Below are 13,660 nucleotides of genomic sequence, written 5' to 3'. Positions count from 1 at the left end.
CAAATGCGAATTTTGCTGACGAACGATGACGGCGTGGAAGCGCCGGGTCTTGATGTGCTTCAAGCCATCGCGGGCGAGCTGAGCGATGATATCTGGGTGGTCGCGCCCGAAACCGACCAGAGCGGGGCGTCCCACTCCCTGACGCTTCACGAGCCGATGCGCCTGCGCAAGTTGCAGGAGCGAACCTATGCGGTCAAAGGCACGCCGACAGACTGCGTCATCATGGGGGTCCGGTTCCTGCTGAGCGATCACCGTCCCGACCTTGTTCTCTCCGGGGTCAACGCGGGCCAGAACATGGCCGACGACGTAACCTACAGTGGCACCATTGCCGGGGCGATCGAGGGTACGCTGCTCGGCATCCCGTCGATTGCACTGAGCCTGTCAATCAAGTTCAGCGAGCCGGGGACCGCACGCTGGGAGACGCCCATGAAGCTTGGCCCGGACCTGATCCGCCGGCTCCTGGAAATCGACTGGCCCAGGGGCGTCCTGATGAATGTGAACTTCCCCGACCGGGACCCGGAAGATGCCGGCGAGGTTGTTATCACCGAACAGGGCAAGCGGGACGCGGACTTCCTCCAGATTGAGGACCGGCTTGATACGCGCGGCAACCCGTATTACTGGCTCGGCTTCAAGGAGCGCCTGTCGCCGCCGGGCAGCGGCACCGATCTGCGCGCGCTCCAGCTTGGGCACATCTCCGTCACGCCCCTCAACGTCAACATGACGGATCAGCCGACCAAGGAGCGCCTGCGCGAGGCGTTTCGCAGCGGCGAAGAAGTCTGATGCGTTCGCCGCGTCAGAGGAGACAGGGCCATGACCGACGCCCTCACCCGTATGGAGTTGGTGCTGCATCTTCGCCGGCGTGGGATAACGGACGTGCGTGTGCTGAACGCCTTCGAGCGCGTCCCGCGCGAGATGTTCGTCTCGGCCGACTTCGCCGATAACGCTTACGGCGACACGGCTCTGCCGATCGCCTGCGGCCAGACCATCTCCCAGCCTTTCATCGTCGCCTACATGACCGAGAAGCTCGGTCCCGACTCGTCGCGCGCCGTCCTGGAGATCGGGACCGGCTCCGGCTACCAGACCGCCATCCTCGCGCACGTTTTCCGCGAAGTATTCACGCTGGAATACCACGAGCCGCTCTTGCGCGCGGCCGAGGCACGGTTCAAGGCGCTGGGCCTGACCAACATTACGGCACTTCTGGGCGACGGCTGGCAGGGCTGGCCAGACGGCGGCGAGTGCGAGCGGATCATCGTCACGGCCGCTGCGCCTGAGGTGCCCGCACCCCTTTTTGCCCAGCTTGCCGAGGGCGGACGCATGATCATTCCGCTGGAAAGCGAGGACGGCCAGTTCCTCACCGAGGTCTTCAAGGAGGGGGGCAAAGCGCGCCACACGCGCCTGCTGCCGGTCCAGTTTGTCCCGCTGTTGCGGGCCAGCCCTTCTTCAACTTGAAAGCGAATTCTGTTTCAAAAGAACGCGCCTTTTTAAACGCGTTTTAACCAATCGCCATTTTACTGCTCCCAGCGCATAGGAGTAGGCGGCGATGAGTAGATTTGGGGTGAGTTCAGGTCCTCGCGTAGCGGTTTGCGAACCCGGGTTTCGGTCCAAGGACGCGCGCATCCGGCCCTTCCGGCCGGCGAAGCGGCTGACTTGCGCGGCGATCATCGCGCTAGCCGTTGCGGGCTGTAGTCAGGAGGTCCAGCGCTTCGACTACGAAACCCGAGAATCGCGAACTGCCCAGCTCCATTACAATGAAGAGCGGTATGCGGAGGAGGGGTTTGCATCCTGGCGGGGCGCCGATCGCAGCGACCTGCGCAGCCGTCGCGCCCAGTGGAATGGCGACCCGGTTACGCGCAGCTTGCCTGACGATCGCGAGCCGCTGCGCGAATACGAACGACGTCGCAGGGCGGAGCCCGCCTACGCGCGCGACCCACGTCCGCCGCGCCGGACCACGCATACCGTGCGTGACGGCGACACGCTCTACAGCATCGCCCGCAGCTATGACGTCGGCGTCGACGAGTTGGCGGAGGTCAACGGACTGACCGATCCGGGCCTGATCCGCGTTGGCGATACGCTCTACATCCCTGACGAAAACTACGAACTCCGTGAACGCGAGCCCGATCGTCGTCGCACGGCCCGTCGCGCCCCTCGCCGTCCTGAAACGCGGGAGGCTCCGCGCGAGCGCCGCTATGCGGTACGCCGGGAGCGGCGCTACGACGATGAGGCGCTGTACGCCGACCCGCTGCTGCTCGGGCTCGAAAGCCGCGAGGATCGTCGCCGCTATCGCGCCGATCGGGGCAACGAGGAGCGCCGTAGCCGCGATCGCCGTCGCGCCGCGCGCGTCGAGCGTCAACCCGCGCCGCGCCGTGAACGCATCAGCAGCGCCCGTCCGCAGCGCGCCGCGCGCGTCACACCGCCGCCAGCACCTGAACAGCGTCCGGAGCGCCGGCAGCCCAGCCGCGTTGCGCGTTCCAACGATCAGCAGCCCGAGCGCGTCGCGCGCGCCGAACCGACCACGGAGCGCCAGGTCGCCAGCGAGCAAAAGACATCCGCCGCTGAGTGCAGCGCGCTGATGAAAAATCCGCCCGCGCGCAGCGGCGCCAACTTCCGCCGCCCGGCGAACGGCCTGATCATCTCGCGCTTCGGCGAGCAGTCGAACGGCGAGCGCAACGACGGCATCAACATCTCGGTGCCGCGTGGCACGCCAGTGAAGGCCGCCGAGAACGGTGTCGTGGTCTATGCCGGCGATGAACTCACGGGATTGGGCAAGCTGGTGCTGGTGCGCCATGCCGACGGCTGGGTGTCAGCCTATGCGCATAACGACCAGATCATGGTGAAGCGCTGTGACACCGTCGAGCGCGGCCAGATGATCGCCCGCGCCGGCGTCACCGGGGCGGTGACGAAGCCGCAGCTTCACTTCGAGCTACGCAAGAACGCGCGCCCGGTGGACCCTGAGCAGCATCTGGCGGGAACGTCGTAAGGCTCAGTTGGCGCGGGAAATCGAGAAGCCGACGGCGTCAAGCAGCGCGGACTTGATCGGCCCGTCAGGGAATACGTCCAGCGCGCGAGTCGCGCGCTCCCCGTGCGAGAGCGCCCGCTCCATCGTGCGGTCCAGGGCATTGTGACGGGCGATCAGGGTCATTGCGGTTTCCAGATCACCGTCCTGAATGTCGCCCTCGGCGATCGTGCGCTGCCAGAAAGCCTGTTCCTCCGGCGTGCCGTCCGCATGGGCGAGGATCACCGGGAGCGTCACCTTGCCTTCGGAGAAGTCGTCCCCGACATTCTTGCCCAGCCGCGCGCGTTCGCCCGAATAGTCCAGCACGTCGTCCATCAGTTGAAACGCCAGGCCCAGATGCCGCCCGAACTCGTGCAGCGCCAGCGCCTCCGTCTCCGGGCGCTCGGCGATTACGGCACCAACTTCTGCAGCCGCGGCGAACAGCGCCGCCGTCTTGGCATTGATGACGGCGTGATAGGTCTCTTCCGTGGTGGCGAGATTCTTGGCCGCAGCGAGCTGCATCACCTCGCCCTCGGCGATCACCGAAGCAGCGTTTGACAGCACGCGGAGTGCGCCGAGCGAGCCGACCTCGACCATCATCTTGAAGGCCTGGCCGAGTAGATAGTCACCCACGAGCACGCTGGCCTCGTTGCCCCACAGCAGGCGCGCGGCGGTCTTGCCTCGGCGCATCTCGCTTTCGTCCACGACGTCGTCGTGGAGCAGCGTAGCGGTGTGCATGAACTCGACACTCGCGGCGAGCGTCACATGCCCCGCGCCCTGATACTCGCAGAGCTTGGCCGCGGCAATGGTCAGCATCGGACGCAGCCGCTTGCCGCCGGAGTCGATCAGATGCTGGGCAAGCTTCGGGATCAGCTCCACGTCCGAGTGGGCCTTGTCCAGAATGATCTGGTTGACGCGCGCCATATCCTGATCGACAAGATTATGGAGGGCGTCAATGTCACGGCTGGCCGTGAGCGTCTTTTGGAGCGGAGCGATAGGGCCCACGTCGGCGGTCCTCCTTGGTGCGCTGCGAAGCGCCCTCACTATAAATGTCGCCGCGTTGCCCGGGTCAAGGCGCGCGTCCGGCTATATCGTCGCAAGCCCAGGTTAAGATGCTATAACGGCCGTACAAACGCGGCCAGAAACCCGAACGCCGCTTATGAAGATCCTCCTGCAAACCAACGACGCTGTGCTGATCTCGTTCGTCGAATCATTGCTCACCGAAGCCAATATCGACCACGCAGTCCTGGATGGTCACATGAGCGTGATGGAAGGCTCGATCGGTATTCTGCCGCGGCGCGTGATGGTCGAGGATGAGGACTGGCGCCGGGCGGTCGACCTCATGACGGAGGCCGGCATTGACATCAGCGCCCACCCGTATGAGCGATGACCACATCGAATCTTTAACGGATGACGCGTTTCTCGGCGGCGCGCTGCATCTGCTCCAGCCGCTCAAGGGCGCGCGGGCGGGAACGGATGCGGTCATGCTGGCGGCGAGCGTGGCGGCGGACGGCCCGGTGCGGGCGCTGGAGGCGGGCTGCGGTGTCGGCGCGGTGGCGCTGTGCCTGGCGTGGCGGCTGCCGCGGCTGCACGTCACCGGCGTGGAGATCGACGCCGCTCTGAGCGAACTCGCAAGACGGAACGCGGCCAGTAACGGTCTTTCCGATCGTGTGGAGATCATCAACGGCGACGTGACCGGCCCATTCCCTGCGCTGGAAGCGAAAGGCATACGCCGCGAAGGTTACGAGCATGTCGTCGCCAACCCGCCCTATTTGCCGGCCAAAAGCGCGCGGGCGCCGGGCAATGCTGACAAGCGCCGCGCCCATGTCATGACACGAGGCGGACTGGATGCATGGGTGCGATTCCTCGCGACCTGTGCCAGGCCGCGGGGACGTCTCTGGATGATCCACCGCGCCGATGCGCTGCCGGCCGTGCTGGCCGCGCTGGAAGGCCGCTTCGGCGGCGTCCGCCTTTTCCCGCTGTTCCCCCGAGCCGACGCGCCCGCCACGCGCATCATTATCAGCGCGACGAAAGGCAGCCGCGCCGCGCTGCAAATGCTGCCAGGCCTGACGCTGCACCGCCCCGACGGACGTTATACCGACACGGCCGAAGCTCTCTTGCGCTACGGTGCCGCCCTTCCCCTAGACGAGGCCGCTGAGCAGTAGACTTCACGTTCATGCTGATTATGTTAGGCGCACGGTCGGCGGGGCGCCCCGCCGCGCGCATGACCAACCGGCGAACAAGGACAGAAAATGGCGCGCATCAACGTTCTCGGCCCGCTGCGGGCCGTGCTCCCCGAGGCTTGGACCGCTGCGGGCACGCTCATCCCGGTGATCCGCCTGACCGGCACCATCGGCATGGCTACGCCGCTGCGCCAAGGCCTGTCGCTGAGCGTCGTCGCCGGCGTGATCGAGCGCGCGTTTTCCTTCAAGGACAGCCCCGCCGTCGCAGTCATCGTGAATTCGCCGGGTGGCTCGCCGGTTCAGTCGCGCCTGATCTATCAGCGCATCCGCGCGATGGCGCAAGAGGAGGCCAAGAAGGTCTATGTGTTCGCCGAGGATGTGGCGGCCTCCGGCGGCTATATCCTCGCGTTGGCGGGCGACGAGATTTTCGCCGACGCATCGTCCATCGTCGGCTCGATCGGCGTTCTGTCGGCCGGCTTCGGCCTGCATGAGGCGATCCAGCGGCTCGGCGTCGAGCGACGGGTTTACACCGCGGGCGAGAAGAAGATGACGCTCGACCCGTTCCAGCCGGAGGACCCGGAAGATGTCGAACGGCTCAAGCGCATCCAGAAGATCGTCCATCAGGACTTCATCGACCTCGTCAAGCAGCGTCGCGGCTCGAAGATCGAGCAGGCGGGCGACGACCTTTTCACAGGCGAGTTCTGGACCGGCCGACAGGCGCAGGAACTGGGCTTGATCGACGGCTTGAGCGATGTGCGCTCGCGCATGCGCGAAGTTTATGGCGAGGATGTGCGCCTGCGGCTGATCTCGCCGGAGCGCAGCCTGTTCTTCCGCCGCGCGCGCGGCGTTGGCGTCAGTCGTGCCGAGATGCCCGATCTTTCGCGCGGGCTCACGCATGGCTGGGCGGACGAGCTGGTCTCCGCTCTGGAGGAGCGGGCGCTGTGGGCGCGTTACGGGCTGTGATCGGGCCACGCCGCGCAAAAACCCTCTTGACCATTGGCCGGCCGCTCCCACGCCGCGTTGACCGATCCCGCGTGCGGGCGTAGGTTGCGCCGCGAAACGACCGCGCGGACGACGCGCCAGACCACCAGACATCACCCATGGAACAACGCACCGGACACACCGCCGCACCTGCTGCGTCCCATCTGCGGCCGAAGGAGTCCTTCCAGGACCTGATCCTGACGCTGCAGCACTACTGGGGCGCGCATGGCTGCGTGATCCTGCAGCCCTACGACATGGAGGTTGGCGCGGGCACCTTCCACCCGGCGACGACGCTGCGCTCGCTCGGGCCGCGCCCGTGGAAAGCGGCCTATGTCCAACCCTCGCGCCGACCGGGCGACGGCCGGTACGGGGAGAACCCCAATCGGCTGCAGCACTATTACCAGTTTCAGGTGGCCTGGAAGCCGTCGCCACCGGACTTTCAGGAGCTCTATCTCGGCAGCCTGCTCGCCATCGGCATCGACCCGCAGCGCCACGACATCCGCTTTGTCGAGGATGACTGGGAAAGCCCGACGCTCGGCGCCTGGGGCCTCGGCTGGGAGGTCTGGTGCGACGGCATGGAGGTGAGCCAGTTCACCTATTTCCAGCAAGTCGGCGGGTTCGACTGCAATCCTGTGACGGGTGAGCTGACCTACGGACTGGAGCGGTTGGCGATGTATGTGCAAGGCGTCGACAATGTCTTCGACCTGAACGTCAATGGGCGCACGGGCGATGAGCGCGTGCGCTACGGCGACATCTTCCTGCAGCCGGAGCAGGAATATTCCCGCTACAACTTCGAACATGCCGACACTGACAAGCTGTTCCAGCACTTCCGCGACGCGGAAGGCCAATGCCAGGCGCTGCTCGATGCGGGCGAGGCGGGCGAACGGCACCTGATGGCGCTGCCCGCTTACGACCAGTGCATCAAGGCCAGCCACATCTTCAACCTGCTGGATGCGCGCGGCGTGATCTCCGTGACCGAGCGGCAGAGCTATATCCTGCGCGTGCGCGAACTGGCGAAGAAGTGCTGCGCCGCGTGGCTGAAGACCGAGGGTGGCGGCGCATGAAGGGGCGCGTCCTGATTGTCGGCTTTCTCCTGTTCACGGTCGTGTTCGGCGCGGCCCTTTGGTACTTCCAGACGCGCGCCTATTACGAAGAGATCAAAGCCGACAGCGTCGAAATCGCCGGGCAGAGTTACCCGGTCAGCGACTGGCGCGGGATCGACGCGCCCACTTCGCCGCTGAAGCTGCGAGCGTGTTTCAACCTGGCCGAAGCGCCGGATGCGCCGGTGGCCGAAGACGCCGCGCCGCTGGTCGCGCCCGACTGGTTCGACTGCTTCGACGCCGAGGCCCTTTCTGGCGCGCTCAAGGCCGGCGAGGCGAAAGCCTATCTTGCGGCGCGCGACGAGTTCGGCGTGACCAATCGGATCGTGGCGCGCTTTCCGGACGGCCGGGCCTATATGTGGCGCCAGCTCAAACCCGACTTGGAAGAATGACGCGCCCAGCTCGCAGCACGGAATAAGCCATGCCTGATTTGCTGCTCGAACTGTTTTCCGAAGAAATCCCCGCGCGGATGCAGGCCCGCGCGGAAGCCGATCTGCAAAAGCTGGTCTGCGACGCTCTTGCGGAGGCTGATTTCACCTTTGGCGCCACCGAGACGTTTTCCACCCCACGCCGACTGGCGCTGACCATCGAAGGGCTGGCCGAGCGGTCGCCGCCCCGTCGGGAGGAGCGCAAGGGGCCGCGCGTCGGCGCGCCGGAAAAGGCCATAGACGGCTTCCTGCGCGCGGCGGGGCTTGAAGCCCTCGACCAGTGCGAGACCCGCGCCGACAAGCGTGGTGAATACTACGTCGCCGTAATCGAGCGGGCAGGCGAGACGGCCGCTGACGCTCTCGCGCGGATCGTCCCGCAGGTGGTGCGAAAGTTCCCCTGGCCGAAATCCATGCGCTGGGGCACCGGAGCCCTGCGCTGGGTGCGCCCGCTTCATGGGATCGTCTGCACGCTGGACGGCGCGGTCGTCGATCTGGAGGTCGACGGCATCCGCAGCGGCGACGTCACCCAAGGCCACCGCTTCATGGCGGCCGAGCCGGACAACCTTATTAGACCAAAGTCTATATCGATCGCGCGCGCGCAGGACTATGCAACCGCGCTGGAGAAGGTTAACGTCATAGTTGCAAGACCGAAGAGGGCGCAACTTATACGAGAAGAAGCAAGGCGCCTGGCTTCCGAGCAGGACCTTGAGTTAGTCGAAGACCACGGGCTGATCGACGAGAACGCAGGGCTTGTCGAATGGCCCGTGGTGCTGTCCGGCACCTTCGACGCGGACTTCCTGGACATCCCGCCGGAAGTCCTCATGACCTCCCTTAAAGAACACCAGAAATGCTTTTCGCTCCGCCGGAGCGACGGAACGCTGGCAAACCGCTTCATTGTCGTCGCCAACATCGAGGCAGATGACGGCGGCAGGGCGATCATCGAGGGCAATGAGCGTGTGATCCGCGCGCGGCTGTCGGACGCCAAGTTCTTCTGGGACAATGACCGAGCGCGCGGGCTGGAAGCGATGGCGCCCAAGCTCGACCAGATCACCTTTCATGACAAGCTGGGCACGGTTGGCGAGCGTGTGGACCGGATCGCCCGGCTGGCGCGCGCGATCGCGCCGGTGGTTGGCGCGGACGCGGACAGGGCGGAGCGCGCCGCGCGGCTCGCCAAGGCCGATTTGGTCAGCGAGACAGTCGGCGAGTTCCCCGAGGTGCAGGGTGTCATCGGCCGCTACATCGCGCTGGAAAGCGGCGAGGACGAAGCCGTGGCCGATGCTATCGCCATGCATTACAAGCCGGTCGGCCCGTCCGACGAGGTGCCCTCCGCGCGAGAATCGATCGCCGTGGCGCTCGCGGACAAGCTCGACATGCTCGCAGGGTTCTGGGCGATCGGCGAAAAGCCCACGGGTAGCAAGGACCCGTTCGCCCTGCGCCGCGCCGCGCTAGGGGTCGTGCGGATCATCCTCGAGAACCGTCTGCGGCTCAACCTGCTGTCCTATTTCGCGATGCCGATCGCCAATGTCTGGTTGCATGTCAGCCAGGAGCAGCACGAACGCTACGTTGCGGAAGCCTTTGATCTGGAAACGCATGGGTTGGCCCCGCAGGGCTATGCCGACCTGATCGCCGACCGGCTCGACACCTTCGAACACGCCGAGGCCTTCGCGGAAAAGACCAAGCAGGCGGCGCTTGCCGTCGCGCTGGACTTGCTCGGCTTCTTCGCCGACCGGCTCAAGGTGCATCTGCGCGAGCAGGGCGTGCGCCACGACCTGATCGACGCGGTTTTCGGCCTGGCCGGCCAGGACGACCTGCTGATCATCGTGGCGCGCGTGGAGGCGCTCGGCCGCTTCCTGGAGACGGAGGACGGCGCGAACCTGCTGGCCGGCGTCAAGCGCGCGGCGAACATCCTCCGCATCGAGGAGAAAAAGGACGGGCGCAGCTACGATGGCAAGCCACAGCCCAAGCTGTTCGCGCTGGATGAGGAGCGCGCGCTGCACGACGCCATCAAGGGCGTGAACCGCACGCTCGCCAAGGCGCTCCAGGCCGAGGATTTCGAAAAGGCCATGGGTGAGATCGCCAAGCTGCGCGCGCCGGTCGATGCTTTCTTCGACCATGTCACCGTCAATGCCGACGATCCGCGCCAGCGCGAGAACCGGCTGAAGCTGCTCGCGCAAATCCGCGCCGCCGCAGGCCAGATCGCTGACTTCTCGAAGATCGAGGGTTAAGACCAGAGCTCCTGCCCAGTAGCGCGCACCCTCAGCCCAGCGACTTGCCAATACCACCAAAATCCAGACAATTCTTCGCGCATTTTACACAAATGCACACTTCTTCTATTTTTCTGCAGGTTCTTGCAGCGAAGGGAGGGTGTCATGGGGACGATACTCGCCGTCGCAAACCGGAAGGGCGGTGTCGGAAAGTCGACCGTCGCTACAATGGTCGCGCACGCGTTCTCCGTCTGGGGCGAAATGCGTGTGCTGCTCATTGACGTGGATGCGCAGGCGAACGCCTCGCTTATCCTTATCGGCGGAGAGAATTGGGTGAAGGCGCGCAAAAGAAATGCGACCCTGGCCGACTACATATACGATTTCTTTCCGCTCAAACCTGTGGAGCCTGCTTCGTACATCCTCCCTGAGGCCTCTGATCTCCGCGCACAAGATGGCGGCGTCCCTCCCTTGACGCTCATGCCGGGCTCGCTGGAAATTGAAGACCGCGAGCATGAAATCATGGTGCGGCTTGCCTCCCAGGGAACGCCCTTTCATCAGGTCGAAGAAGCGGTGACTACCCGTTTCAGGACGCTTTTGCGCCATGCCGGAGACGGCTACGATCTCGTCATTCTGGACTGCCCGCCCGGCATTTCATTCTCCACCCGGGCATCCATCGCGGTCGCCGACATCGTCCTCGTACCCTTTCGCCCCGATTATGTATCCTTGTTTGCAGTTGACCGAATCGGCCGGATGATCGAGGAGTGCTACCCGCCGCGGCAGCTAAAGGACATCCCGATGGATCAGCGCCGCTATGTCACCCTTGCGAACATGTATCGCGAAACGTCAATCCACGACCGCTTGGTCGACGAAATGGCCGCGTTCCATCCGATAATGGAAACGCGCATTCCGCAGACTGCGGCGATTGCCAATGCTTTTGACTGGGAAGCCAACCGCCGGACAATCCGCCAGAAATACAAATCGGCGCTGCCGCATGTCGAAACGCTTTACAGTGAGCTGCTGCCCCTCGTTGAAAGACGCCGCAGCTCGGGCGAGGAGACCAGTGCATGACTAAATCCGAGAATCCAGTCCCCGCTGACCAGATCCTGGCGAAAATTTTCGAGGTCGTTCTCGAGGAGGCCCGTCAAAGGCCAGAGTTCGCGGAAAAGCTTGTGAATGCGCTCCCGCGCGGCGCGATTGCCGAAATTCAAAAGCCAGCGCGCGCGCGAAAGGCAAAAGCCGGCTTCGATCCCAATGCATTCAGCCTTGTGGCAGTGATGCAAACCGAAGGGATGGCGGGCGTGAAGCGCAGGCTCAACCCGATAAAGCGGAAGCAGGATTTGCGGGCGCTTGCGGAAGCGCAGCACATGCCTGTCGACCGTGAGACCTTCTATAGCGACAAGACAAAGTTGCAAGCGCTCAAGGACGAGCTGATCAGAGCAACCGAGGCACGGATCGCTGACCGCATGGCCGCGGCCAGCTGATCCATGAGTCAGGTCGTCGAATCCGGCAGGTTATCGAGATCTTCGAGGTACCATTCCTCGGCCTTCACGACCGCCGGATTCACGCCGTTATCATAGATCCAGCTGTCGACGGCGTAACGCTGGCCGGTCTCGTTTTCGACCAGCACCGCAGTCCAGTGCGGCCAGTATTTCACGCCCATGAGGATGTTTCCCTTTGAGAACGGGCGGGCCACACGGTGATGCTTCAACAGGTTGTTGTGCTGCATCACCATCAGGTAGCTGGTGGTGTTCGTTGCCTCGTCCACGCAATCCTGCTGTGTCGGGTCGCCGGATCCGGCGAACTCCATTCCCGCGCGGTCCTTGTCGGTGCCGATTGCCTTGCCGACGCGCTTTTCTATCCAGGCGATCGCGTATGCAACGCCGCGGCGCTCCTCATGGGGCGTGTCCGCCTTCTTCGTGGTGCGGATGATGTTGCGGATCTTGGCGATATCCGCGCTCGTGAATCGAAACTTGGTCTGCTCCTGGCACCCATAGGCATGGCACACCGTCACCGTGTTGCCGCGCGGGGGGACCGTCTTGAATTCGTTATAATGCAGCGAAGGCGAGCCCGTCCGCTCATAAGTGCAACCGGAAAGGACCACGACTGCCGTGGCGGCAAACAGCAACTTTCGCATCTCTGATCCGTTAGGGTGAAGCGTGCAGACCAGTGGCACGATCAAAGATTATCGGGAGATATAGCATCACGCCAATGAGCCGGGAATTGACAGGCCCGTGAACGCGCCGCGTTTTGCCCGGGTTGTCGCTGCGGTGCCACACTCGCGCACCTTGCCTCACCGGCAGGCCATAACTACGATCCGGGACATGACAACGGAAAAGCTCCAACCGATTCACGTCATCGGTGGCGGCCTCGCAGGCTCGGAAGCCGCCTGGCAGGCCGCGAACGCCGGTGTGCCCGTGATCCTGCACGAGATGCGTCCGACGCGCGAGACGGACGCGCACAAGACCGACGGGCTGGCCGAGCTGGTGTGCTCCAACTCCTTCCGCTCGGACGACGCGGAGACCAACGCGGTCGGCCTGCTGCACGAAGAGATGCGCCGCGCCGGCTCGCTCATCATGGCCGCAGGCGACCGGCACCAGCTCCCCGCCGGCGGCGCGCTTGCCGTGGACCGCGAGGGTTTTTCGGCCGATGTCACGCGCCACATTCACGAGCACCCGCTGATCACGGTGGAGCGCGGCGAAATCGCCGGCATGCCACCGGAGGACTGGGATAGCGTCATCATAGCAACGGGACCGCTGACCTCCCCGGCCCTGAGCGAGGCCATTCAGGCCCTGACAGGCGAGAGTGAGCTGGCCTTCTTCGACGCCATCGCGCCGATCGTGTTCCGCGACAGTATCGACTTCGACGTTTGCTGGTTCCAGTCGCGCTATGACAAGCCCGGCCCCAGCGGCACCGGCGCGGACTACATCAACTGCCCGATGGACAAGGCGCAGTATGACGCCTTCATCGATGCGCTGCTCGATGCCGAGACGGTCGGTTTCAAGGACTGGGAAAAGGACACGCCCTACTTTGACGGCTGCCTGCCGATCGAGGAGATGGCCGCGCGCGGGCGCGAGACGCTGCGCCACGGGCCGATGAAGCCGACGGGGCTGACCAATCCGCGCGATCCGGACACCAAGCCTTATGCGGTGGTGCAGCTTCGCCAAGACAACGCGCTCGGTACCCTGTGGAACATGGTCGGCTTCCAGACCAAGATGCGCTATGGCGAACAGACCGGCGTGCTACGCATGATCCCGGGATTGGAGAACGCGCGATTCGCACGGCTCGGCGGGCTACATCGCAATACTTTCCTGAACAGCCCCAAGCTGCTGGACGAGACACTGCGGCTCCGCGCCTGTCCGCGTTTGCGTTTTGCCGGGCAGATCACCGGCGTGGAAGGTTACGTTGAATCTGCCGCGATCGGACTACTCACCGGCCGCTTTGCTGCGGCCGAGCGGCTGGGCAAGACGATCACGCCACCGCCGGCCGTGACGGCGATGGGTGCGCTGCTCGCGCATATCACGGGCGGGCACATCGCCGCGCCGGACGATGGCGGCGGGGCGCGCAGCTTCCAGCCGATGAACGTGAATTTCGGCCTGTTCCCGCCGGTCGAGGTGCCGCGCACGGGCGAAGACGGGAGACGGCTGAAGGGCAAGGCGAAATCGCTCACGCGAAAGAAGGCGATGTCTGAGCGCGCGCTTCAAGCGATCGACGCGTGGCTTGGTCCGGCGCGTGCCGCGGCCGAGTAGGGCCGCTAGTCTCGGCGCGCATCTTG

Annotated in this window: 14 protein-coding genes; 12 read left to right on the top strand and 2 right to left on the bottom strand. The window is 64.7% G+C overall.

Going from position 1 to position 13,660, the window contains the following annotated elements:
- Positions 1–3 precede the first annotated feature (3 nt).
- From surE to BXY53_RS03525, 3 genes are all read left to right on the top strand, one after another.
- On the top strand, positions 4–780 hold the full coding sequence (gene surE / locus BXY53_RS03535) for a 5'/3'-nucleotidase SurE (RefSeq protein WP_119060531.1): 777 nt from the start codon (positions 4–6) through the stop codon (positions 778–780).
- 30 nt (positions 781–810) lie between these two features.
- Entirely contained in the window at positions 811–1,449 is a 639-nt protein-coding gene (locus tag BXY53_RS03530; RefSeq protein ID WP_119060530.1) for a protein-L-isoaspartate(D-aspartate) O-methyltransferase, read from the top strand.
- Positions 1,450–1,957: 508 nt separating this feature from the next.
- Positions 1,958–2,977 (top strand): LysM peptidoglycan-binding domain-containing M23 family metallopeptidase, encoded by a 1,020-nt coding sequence (locus tag BXY53_RS03525; RefSeq protein WP_170144322.1) that lies wholly within the window; start codon positions 1,958–1,960, stop codon positions 2,975–2,977.
- A gap of 3 nt (positions 2,978–2,980) precedes the next feature.
- Here BXY53_RS03525 and BXY53_RS03520 read toward each other — a convergent pair whose 3' ends face one another.
- Positions 2,981–3,997 (bottom strand): polyprenyl synthetase family protein, encoded by a 1,017-nt coding sequence (locus tag BXY53_RS03520; RefSeq protein ID WP_425359177.1) that lies wholly within the window; start codon positions 3,995–3,997, stop codon positions 2,981–2,983.
- Between the two features lie 154 nt (positions 3,998–4,151).
- Here BXY53_RS03520 and BXY53_RS03515 point away from each other — a divergent pair, with 154 nt between their 5' ends.
- The 8 genes from BXY53_RS03515 to BXY53_RS03480 all read left to right on the top strand — a co-directional run bounded on the left by BXY53_RS03515 (position 4,152) and on the right by BXY53_RS03480 (position 11,369).
- Entirely contained in the window at positions 4,152–4,382 is a 231-nt protein-coding gene (locus tag BXY53_RS03515) for a putative signal transducing protein (RefSeq protein WP_119060528.1), read from the top strand.
- Positions 4,372–5,157 (top strand): tRNA1(Val) (adenine(37)-N6)-methyltransferase, encoded by a 786-nt coding sequence (locus BXY53_RS03510; protein WP_119060527.1) that lies wholly within the window; start codon positions 4,372–4,374, stop codon positions 5,155–5,157. Before BXY53_RS03515 ends, BXY53_RS03510 begins: the two co-directional genes overlap by 11 nt.
- 87 nt (positions 5,158–5,244) lie before the next feature.
- Positions 5,245–6,138, top strand: coding sequence for a S49 family peptidase (locus tag BXY53_RS03505; RefSeq protein ID WP_119060526.1), 894 nt, complete (start codon positions 5,245–5,247; stop codon positions 6,136–6,138).
- 137 nt (positions 6,139–6,275) lie between these two features.
- Entirely contained in the window at positions 6,276–7,220 is a 945-nt protein-coding gene (locus BXY53_RS03500) for a glycine--tRNA ligase subunit alpha (RefSeq protein ID WP_119060525.1), read from the top strand.
- Entirely contained in the window at positions 7,217–7,648 is a 432-nt protein-coding gene (locus BXY53_RS03495; RefSeq protein ID WP_119060524.1) for a DUF6446 family protein, read from the top strand. The genes BXY53_RS03500 and BXY53_RS03495 overlap by 4 nt, the downstream gene beginning before the upstream one ends.
- Before the next feature lie 29 nt (positions 7,649–7,677).
- A complete protein-coding gene (gene glyS, locus BXY53_RS03490; RefSeq protein WP_119060523.1) occupies positions 7,678–9,909 on the top strand; it encodes a glycine--tRNA ligase subunit beta in 2,232 nt (743 codons plus the stop codon).
- 144 nt (positions 9,910–10,053) lie between these two features.
- Positions 10,054–10,956 (top strand): ParA family protein, encoded by a 903-nt coding sequence (locus tag BXY53_RS03485; protein WP_119060522.1) that lies wholly within the window; start codon positions 10,054–10,056, stop codon positions 10,954–10,956.
- Positions 10,953–11,369 carry a hypothetical protein gene (locus BXY53_RS03480; protein WP_119060521.1) on the top strand — a complete coding sequence of 139 codons (417 nt, stop codon included), beginning with the start codon at positions 10,953–10,955 and terminating at the stop codon, positions 11,367–11,369. The genes BXY53_RS03485 and BXY53_RS03480 overlap by 4 nt, the downstream gene beginning before the upstream one ends.
- Before the next feature lie 8 nt (positions 11,370–11,377).
- Here the strand turns inward: BXY53_RS03480 and BXY53_RS03475 are convergent, their stop codons facing one another.
- A complete protein-coding gene (locus BXY53_RS03475; RefSeq protein WP_119060520.1) occupies positions 11,378–12,022 on the bottom strand; it encodes a membrane lipoprotein lipid attachment site-containing protein in 645 nt (214 codons plus the stop codon).
- 187 nt (positions 12,023–12,209) lie between these two features.
- Between BXY53_RS03475 and trmFO the strand changes: the two genes are divergently transcribed.
- Positions 12,210–13,634, top strand: coding sequence for a methylenetetrahydrofolate--tRNA-(uracil(54)-C(5))-methyltransferase (FADH(2)-oxidizing) TrmFO (trmFO, locus tag BXY53_RS03470; protein WP_119060519.1), 1,425 nt, complete (start codon positions 12,210–12,212; stop codon positions 13,632–13,634).
- The last annotated feature ends 26 nt before the right edge of the window (positions 13,635–13,660 follow it).

It is taken from the genome of Dichotomicrobium thermohalophilum (assembly GCF_003550175.1).
GTDB lineage: Bacteria > Pseudomonadota > Alphaproteobacteria > Rhizobiales > Rhodomicrobiaceae > Dichotomicrobium > Dichotomicrobium thermohalophilum.
Note: the sequence above shows the minus strand (reverse complement) of the source record. Positions and strands in the feature narration are given on the sequence as shown.